The 7,688-nt window shown below is 62.2% G+C and carries 8 protein-coding genes and 1 pseudogene; 2 read left to right on the forward strand and 7 right to left on the reverse strand.

Going from position 1 to position 7,688, the window contains the following annotated elements:
- Nucleotides 1-276: 276 nt before the first annotated feature.
- Entirely contained in the window at nt 277-738 is a 462-nt protein-coding gene (locus LCF59_RS17040; protein ID WP_292288820.1) for a hypothetical protein, read from the reverse strand.
- 378 nt (nt 739-1,116) lie between these two features.
- Here LCF59_RS17040 and mobQ point away from each other — a divergent pair.
- Nucleotides 1,117-2,391: pseudogene (gene mobQ / locus LCF59_RS17045) on the forward strand (MobQ family relaxase); the annotation flags it as partial.
- A 35-nt stretch (nt 2,392-2,426) separates the two neighbouring features.
- Nucleotides 2,427-2,717: a hypothetical protein gene (locus LCF59_RS17050; protein WP_292288821.1), complete on the forward strand. Its 291-nt coding sequence runs from the start codon at nt 2,427-2,429 to the stop codon at nt 2,715-2,717.
- Between the two features lie 221 nt (nt 2,718-2,938).
- Here LCF59_RS17050 and LCF59_RS17055 read toward each other — a convergent pair whose 3' ends face one another.
- From LCF59_RS17055 to LCF59_RS17080, 6 genes are all read right to left on the reverse strand, one after another.
- Nucleotides 2,939-3,784: a TIM barrel protein gene (locus tag LCF59_RS17055; RefSeq protein WP_292288822.1), complete on the reverse strand. Its 846-nt coding sequence runs from the start codon at nt 3,782-3,784 to the stop codon at nt 2,939-2,941.
- Entirely contained in the window at nt 3,781-4,431 is a 651-nt protein-coding gene (locus tag LCF59_RS17060) for an aldolase (protein WP_292288823.1), read from the reverse strand. The genes LCF59_RS17055 and LCF59_RS17060 overlap by 4 nt, the downstream gene beginning before the upstream one ends.
- Entirely contained in the window at nt 4,428-5,702 is a 1,275-nt protein-coding gene (otnK, locus tag LCF59_RS17065; RefSeq protein ID WP_292288824.1) for a 3-oxo-tetronate kinase, read from the reverse strand. Before otnK ends, LCF59_RS17060 begins: the two co-directional genes overlap by 4 nt.
- Complete coding sequence (locus LCF59_RS17070) at nt 5,699-6,409, reverse strand: RraA family protein (RefSeq protein ID WP_292288825.1); 711 nt, start codon at nt 6,407-6,409, stop codon at nt 5,699-5,701. The genes otnK and LCF59_RS17070 overlap by 4 nt, the downstream gene beginning before the upstream one ends.
- Nucleotides 6,396-7,103 carry an alpha/beta hydrolase gene (locus LCF59_RS17075; RefSeq protein WP_292288826.1) on the reverse strand — a complete coding sequence of 236 codons (708 nt, stop codon included), beginning with the start codon at nt 7,101-7,103 and terminating at the stop codon, nt 6,396-6,398. The genes LCF59_RS17070 and LCF59_RS17075 overlap by 14 nt, the downstream gene beginning before the upstream one ends.
- A partial coding sequence (locus tag LCF59_RS17080; RefSeq protein ID WP_292288827.1) for an aldolase/citrate lyase family protein occupies nt 7,093-7,688 on the reverse strand: 596 nt, incomplete at its 5' end. The genes LCF59_RS17080 and LCF59_RS17075, both read right to left, overlap by 11 nt.

Raw genomic sequence — 7,688 nt, forward strand, 5'->3', positions numbered from 1 at the left:
GCCTACGCCAGCCAACGGGCTGACAAAGATGTTGAATGAATAACGACCATTAAATTGAAGGTTGCGGGGAGTGTCTCCGCAACCTGCGACATGTCAGTTCGATGATCTTCAGGTTTCGCTATTGCAGCGAATGTCCGGTCTCACCGGCCGCACCGCAGCAACCCAGATCAGCGATGAGCGGCGGCTTTGGGCCGTCCTCATCGACACAAATGGTGGACAGCCACAGTATGCTGCCGTCGCTCCGAGGTCAGCATTGAGCCGATTGTGTTGTATGCTCTATGAGTTGAGTGCGACGGTGCATGGTTCGGCCAGCTCATTATACAAAAGGGCATTCAAGCGCCCTCCCGCTCTTACGCACCGGTCTGAAAATTCGTTAATGTCAATAATAGTCCATTCGTCGCCGTGCCTAAACAGCCGCTGTTCTCCATCGTTTCCAGTTCCCGGCTTTCCGTGCATTAGCGCGTTTCGGTCAGCAACAATTAACTTGAACTCGTCTGCGAACGGAACGGCCTTTGCACGAAGACTCTGATCAGAAATACGTAGGAACAAGCATCCAAGGTCCCTAGCAATATTGCCCGCCGTCTTTCTTTTTGCCTCAATGGTCTGAATGTAGTCATTCTGCAATCGATGGCAGCACCACACCGCGTCCCATTCAAGCCGCGCGAAGGCCACGGCAGCTAATCCAATCGCATGAAAATAATCGGGGTCCTGCGGAACCCTAAGCCTGTCATCGCTCACATTCAGAACTCCTACCGATTGACAGACCACAGCATAGATGGCGGCAATTTCAAAGCACAAGTCTGGGAGTGATCGCTTCGTCCCTACTGCCTACCATCATCCTCCGAAAATGCTGCGCGATGGACGAATAGCCGGTCTGGTGAAGCTGCGCCGCAGCGACGACTACGGTGCCAATGGCCGGTGAGGGCCGGTGCGGATGGGGGCATTTACTACCAGCAGTGCCACCCGGCGGACCGTTCTGAGCCTCTCAGATACCATCCAGTGGCAACATGGTGCGGAAAATCGCTGAGAGCGCACTTATGCAAACCCTTCACCTGCGGCTTAGAGATTTGCAGCAATCTCAAATCGGAAGTGTAGGGTACGCCGGCAAGCTACCACCTCTCCGTGAAGACGATCAAACGCAGCGCCGGGCGCTCTGCCACGGCAGCAGCGGCCTACCGTGTCGGCGAGCGCATCGAGTGCCAGCGCGAAGGTCGCGTCCACGATTACACCCGCAAGCAGGGCATCGAGGAGACCTTCATTCTGGCCCCGAAGGACGCGCCGGACTGGGCCTCGGACCGGTCCCGCCTCTGGAACGAGGCCGAGGCCAGCGAGACCCGCCGCAACTCCGTCACCGCCCGCGAATGGGAGCTGGCCCTGCCGTCCGAGATCAGCGCCGAGGACCGATCGCAGATCACCCGCCAATTCGCCGAGGAGCTGGTCAGCCGCTACGGTGTCGCCGTCGATGTGGCGATCCATGCGCCCCACCGCGAGGGTGATCAGCGCAACCACCACGCCCATGTTCTGACCTCCACCCGCAAGCTGGAAGCCGGGGGCTTCACCGCCAAGACGCGGGTGCTCGATTCCGCAAAGACCGGCGGTGTCGAGATCGAGCAGATGCGGGGCCTTTGGGCCGAGTTGCAGAACCGCGCCCTGGAGCGTGTCGGGGAGGTTGAGCGCGTCGATCACCGGTCGCTTGAGACGCAGCGGGAGGCGGCCCAGGGGCGCGGTGACACCTTGTCTGCCGAGGAGCTGGACCGTGACCCCGAGCTGAAGCTGGGGCCAGCGGCCAATTCCATGGAGCGGCGCGCCAAGGCTGTGGCCGAGCGCGAGGGCCGGGAATACGTCCCGGTCACCGAGCGTGGGGCCGTGGTCCATGCCGCTCGCCAGGCGCGCGCGGCTTTCCGCGAAATGCGCGAACGGCTGGATATCGCGCGGGAGACATATGTCATCAAGCGTGAGGCTGGGCAGGACCGCGTCTCTGCCGGTCTGGCGGCGCTCAGGGCTGCGACCTCGAAAGAACGCGGCGAACGCAACCCGGAGGATTTCCGGGAGCGGTTGTCGCAGGTCGTGGGCCGGTCACGGGATCAGGACGACACCCCGAAGCCGGAAGGCCGCAATTACGCGCGGGAGCGGCTGAAAGAGATCATGGAAAAAGACGCCGGGCGCGACGGCCAAGCGGCGGTTCACAAGCTGGATGGGTTCAGCGAGTATGATCTGGGCGAGGACACAGGGCGCGAGGCGCGCAAGCCACCCGTGAACGAGCGGCTGAAGGACGTGCTGAACAAGCCGCGCGAAGCGCTGGAGATTGAGGACGATCGCGACCGGGAGCGCGGTGACGACGAGAACGAAAACACGCGGGACAGGGATCGTGGCGAAGGTCACAGCCTGTGATGCGGCCTGACAGGAAAAACAGAGGAGACCGAAAGATGTATGAAGTATTCAACGTGGGCAAAACTTTGCTGCTGGATGGGCAGCCCATGTCCTTGGTGACGCCCGCAGGTGTCGAGGGCTGGATCGATCAGGCGATCACGTACAGCTCTCGCTACGACCAAGTGCGCGATCCGCTTGACGGGCAGATGAAATACCGCTGCATCTATGAGAAGGACGGGGTCGATGTGCCGTTTGTCCTGGTCAATGATCCGGACGACGGCGATGGGCGCGTGATCTTGTTCAGCGGCATGCCGGATCAGCCACCAGTGATCCGTCAGCGACGGTAAGCGATGCTGCGCCGCCGCAAGGCGGCTTTGAGCCCTTACTCACCAATTCTGCGCGGACGACAAACGACCGCTCTGGTCGATTGGTTACAAGCAGGCTCTTCGAAACGGTCTGTTTCGTGCACGCAGGGTCGCGTTAAAATAGATAGAGGCTTCGAGCCGCGACGCTGAAAGGACTCAACAATTCGGGGTGATGAACTGATGCAGTTGTCTAATCGCAAGTGCTACGTCAAGAGATAGCTCTTATATTGAAACGACGCGACCGGGTGCATGGTTGTCTTCGCGGTCGACAACGATCGCCGCATGATGGAGCTTCGCGGCCGAGCCTTCAATGTGGATGACGCACTTCGCCCCTTCGGCTTGTATTCCGCGCCCAAGGGCTTGTCGTATCCAAGTGAACCTATCACCTCGAAGATATGGGGGTAGTTCACTTCCCCGGTCGTGGGCGGCCCGCGATCTGGCACAGATGCAAATTGGATATGCCCGATATAGGGCAACAGGCCATTCAATTTGTGGCCTAGATCACCTTCCATCAATTGCACATGGTAGCAGTCGAATATGAGCTTGAGGTTGGGGGCCTGCACGGTGTCGATCAGGTCGATTGCCTGCGTCGTCGTTGTAAGAAAATACTCCGGTGCATCGTAGCGGTTCAGTGGCTCGATCAGGATCGTGATTCCGTGCGGTGCGGCCTGCGTGCAGGCGTAGCCCAGATTGGCGACGAGAGTTTCACTGGCGGCCGGACCGCTGGCAAAGCCGGCCATGACGTGGACGGATCCGCACCCGATGGCACGTGCATACGCGATTGCATCGTCAATTGCCGCGCGGGCGTCGTCACTGCGCTCCGGCAGGGCGGCAAGGCCGTTTTCACCCGCCGACACGTCGCCGCGCGCGGTGTTCAACCCCAGCATTCGCAGACCGGTTTCATTTAGGACGGCGCGCACATCCGCCGCGGGTGTCGCAAAGGGCCAATGGCATTCGACCGCGTCAAAACCGGCAGTTTTCGCGGCCCGGATGGCATCGGGAAGTGGCAATTCGGCCCACAGAAAGCCAAGGTTGGCGGAAAACCTCATGAATCCCACTCCACATTGAACGTCGTTACCAATCGCTCCACATCCGCATCCGATAGCCCGCGCGGTGACATGCCACGCGTCATCATCGCCAAGCGCGCGGTGTCTTCCAGTTCTTCGGTCGCGTTGCACGCGGCTTCAACATCCTTGCCAGCCACGACCGGGCCATGGTTGGCCAGCATCACCGCCGAACGTTTGCCCGCCAGCCCGCGCACCGCGTCGCCCATCGCCGGATCACCGGGCAGAAAGAACGGCAGCAACTTCACGCGCCCCAGTTTCATGATCGCATAGGGGGTCAGGCGGGGCAGGAAGTCGTCCGCGTTCGCATCGGGCATCAAGGACAGCGCAACCGCGTGACAACTGTGCAGATGCACGACCGCGCCTGCTGTGGACCTCGTGTCGTAGAACGCGGAATGCAGCGGCATTTCCTTGGTCGGCAGGTCGCCGTCGATCAATGCGCCTTGCGGGTCAAACCGGCTGAGCCGGGCCGGGTCAAGGCGGCCAAAGCTGGTGCCCGTGGGCGAGACCAGCAGGCCCCCGTCACCCGTGCGCGCGGATATATTTCCGGTGCTGCCACCCGTCAGGCCACGGTCGAACATGGATTTCGCCAAAAGGCAGATCTGTTCGCGCAATCGCTTTTCGGCGCTCATGAGGCGTCCAATCTGGTTTGAGCATCGGTGAAGAAGTCTTCGCCTCCAAAGTTGCCGGATTTCAGGGCCAGCGCAATCTGCACACCGTCCGAGATGCAAAAGGTCCATGGCACACCGGGCGCGATTTCAGTGCCGATGTCGAGCTGGGCCACACCCAGCGCCCTGGTCACCGCACCCGACGTTTCACCACCCGCGACGATGATGCGGCGCGCGCCTGCATCACGGGCCGCGGTGGCACAATGTGCGAGGGTGTTTTCGATCAGGGCGCCCAGTTCGACAGCTCCGACCTTGGCCTGGGCGGCATTGACGCTGGCCGGATCGGCGGTGGCATAGACAAGCGGGGCTTGCGCCAGGTCCTGGGCCGCCAGCCAATCGATAACCTCTTGCGTTCCGCGCTCCGCGAGGGTCAGCGGATCGAGTTGATAGGACGGCGCGCCCGTCGCAATGTAGGCGGAGGCCTGCGCATTGGTCATGGCCGAGCAGCTGCCAGACAAGATGATTGTTGCGTCAGGAAGGGTGTGATGCGGTCGTTTGGGCGCGTCGTCCGAAAGCAGCCCGTTGGCCAGATAGAGAGCGGGCAGCGGCATCGCGACGGCGGAACCGCCGGTCATCAGCGGCATGTCACGGCAGGCGGTCGCAATGATCACAAGGTCACTGCTGGCAACAGCATCAACGACAACATGAGCGATCCCCTCGGCGCGATGCTGCGCCAGGGCATCCTGCAAGGACTGCGCCCCTTGGGCCACTGTAAGGCGGTCAATCAGGCCGACCCGACCGCGCACTTGCGGTGCCAGAAGGCGCATCAAGTTGCTATCGCGCATCGGTGTCAGCGGGTGGTCCCTCATCGGGCTTTCGGCGAGGGGCTGTTGGCCGACAAAGAGGTTGCCCATGAAGATGGACCGGCCGTTTTCGGGGAAGGCTGGGCAATAGATGGTTTGATCGGTGCCAAGATCCCCCATGAGCGCCTCGGCCACCGGGCCGATATTGCCGTCGGCGGTGCTGTCGAAGGTCGAGCAATACTTCCAGTAGAAACGACGCGCGCCTGCATCGCGCAGCCATGCCAGCGCCGATCGCGTTTCGTCAATCGCCTTCTGTACCGGAGCGGTCCGAGATTTGAGGGCGATGACTTCAAACGCGCTGGTGGTCTTGGGCGGGGTGTCAGGCACGCCGATGCGCAGGGAGACGCGCACACCGCTGCGCGCCAGCAGGCCCGCGATATCTGTCGCGCCGGTGAAATCGTCGGCGATGCAGCCCAGAATGGTTCCGCTCATGTGCGTGCCTTCTCAAAATCGGCCCAAAGGGTCGTGAAGGTTTCGAAATCAACGGGGCCATCTTTCAACGGGTCCAGAACGACGGCCTCGGCTGCGAACAGCCGATCGAGGGCAGCGTTCAGCTTCGGGATTACATCCGCGGGGATACAAACAGCACCATGGCAGTCAGCGTGGATCAAATCGCCTCGTGCCACGGTCATGCCGAAGATTGTGACCGGCGTGCCGATGTCGCGCACATGGACAAAGCCGTGACTAGGCCCGACCGATCCCGCGAGGACAGGGAAGCTCGCGGGCATGTCGCCCAGATCGCGCACCACGCCATTGGTGACTGCCCCGCACAGGCCGAACACGCCCTTGTGAACCTGCGCGTGGACCTCGCCCCACCATGCGCCGATGGCTGCGTCGCCGTCGGCATCTTCGATCACGGCCACACCTGGGCGCGGGCCTGCGTTCATGGCCTCGAAATAGGCCATGCGGCGGGCGCGGATGTCGTCGGGTGGGTCGGATGGGGGGGTGGCCCCCGCAATGCGCGCGGTGCGCGCGAAGCCGACGATCCGCGCGTCCGGATCGCCCGCCCATGTGATACTGCGGTGAGTGAAGCCCGCGAAGCCGCGCTGGCCTTGGGCCACTTCGATGGCGTTGCAGACGGTGGGCGTGTCGCAGCTGTGCAAACGGTCGATCAGGGCGGAGATGTCAGACGTGTTCATTATTTGCCTCGTGCCAGCATTGCACCACTTCGGAGCAGGCGTTGGGGTTTTCCATAAGGGCAAAGTGCCCCAAGCCATCCAGCGGGTGAAACTGCCCATTCGGCGCGCTTTGCGCAGCGGCTTGCCCCAGCGCGATTGGGGCGGCCTGATCGCGTGTACCGGTCGCGGCCAAGACCGGCATTGCCGCCCGCGTCAACGCTGACAGCGCGCCCGGCCGGCTGAGGGCCAGCCGGGTCTGCGCGCTGATGAGCGGCGCGGTCTCTTCGGCCATCTGGCAGACGGCGGCCCGTGTTGCATCCGGGTCGGGGCCAAAGACGTCCGACAGGCGGGTCCTGAGGGCCGCCGCTCCGCCATTCGCGCGGACATCCTGTGCCAGGGCATGGCGCGACGGGGCCTTGGCATGGTCATCCGCGTAAGGATTCAGGCCGAAGAGGATCAGACGGTCTGAGGTTATGCTGTCTGCAAAATGGGCCGCCACGATCGCCCCAAGAGAAAAGCCGCAAACGACCGTATCGTTTGCAAGACCTTCGAAATCCGCGCGATAGTCCTGGATCGAAGGACGGTCCAATGTCACGTAGCTGCGCGCGCGCTCTGCAACGCCCAGGGCATCCAGAAACCCGTCGAAGACAGCCCCCGTGCACAGCGTGCCCGGCACCAGCAGCCACGACCGTGCGGATATCTGTTCAATAGCCATTTTGCACGACGATTTCCGGGTTCGTCTCTTTGAGGGTGGCCTGCACGGCCGCGCGCATGCTGCGTGTCAGATGGCCAAAGTCATTGCCGGGCGTCACAAGGCGGAACCCTTGTTCAACGCGGGTTCGGGCTTCTTCACCCGAACCGCAGAAAATGCCGGCGGGGATGCCGCGTTTGGTCGCGGCATTGAGCACGTGAAGAAGGGCCGCCTCGGATTTCGGGCGCGGGTAACCTGCGTGCCTGTCAAGTTCAAAGGCCAGATCGTTGGGTCCGATATAGACCATATCAACGCCCTCGACATCGAGGATTTCCTCGATGCGCTCAACCGCTTCAACGGTCTCGATCATCGGGATGGCCATGACCGTCGCGTTCGCGTGCGCCACATAATCAGCACCGCCATATAGAAGCCCTCGGGAGGGGCCGAAACTGCGGTTGCCCGAGGGCGGATAGCGGCATGCACCGACCAGCATTCTTGTCTGCTCTGGCGTCGAGATCATCGGGCAAATGATACCGTAGGCCCCCGCGTCCAGCAGGTGCATTATCTTCGCGGGGTTAAGCTCGGGCACGCGGACCATGGGTGTGGCCG

Source organism: Marivita sp., assembly GCF_020055675.1.
Taxonomy (GTDB): domain Bacteria; phylum Pseudomonadota; class Alphaproteobacteria; order Rhodobacterales; family Rhodobacteraceae; genus Marivita.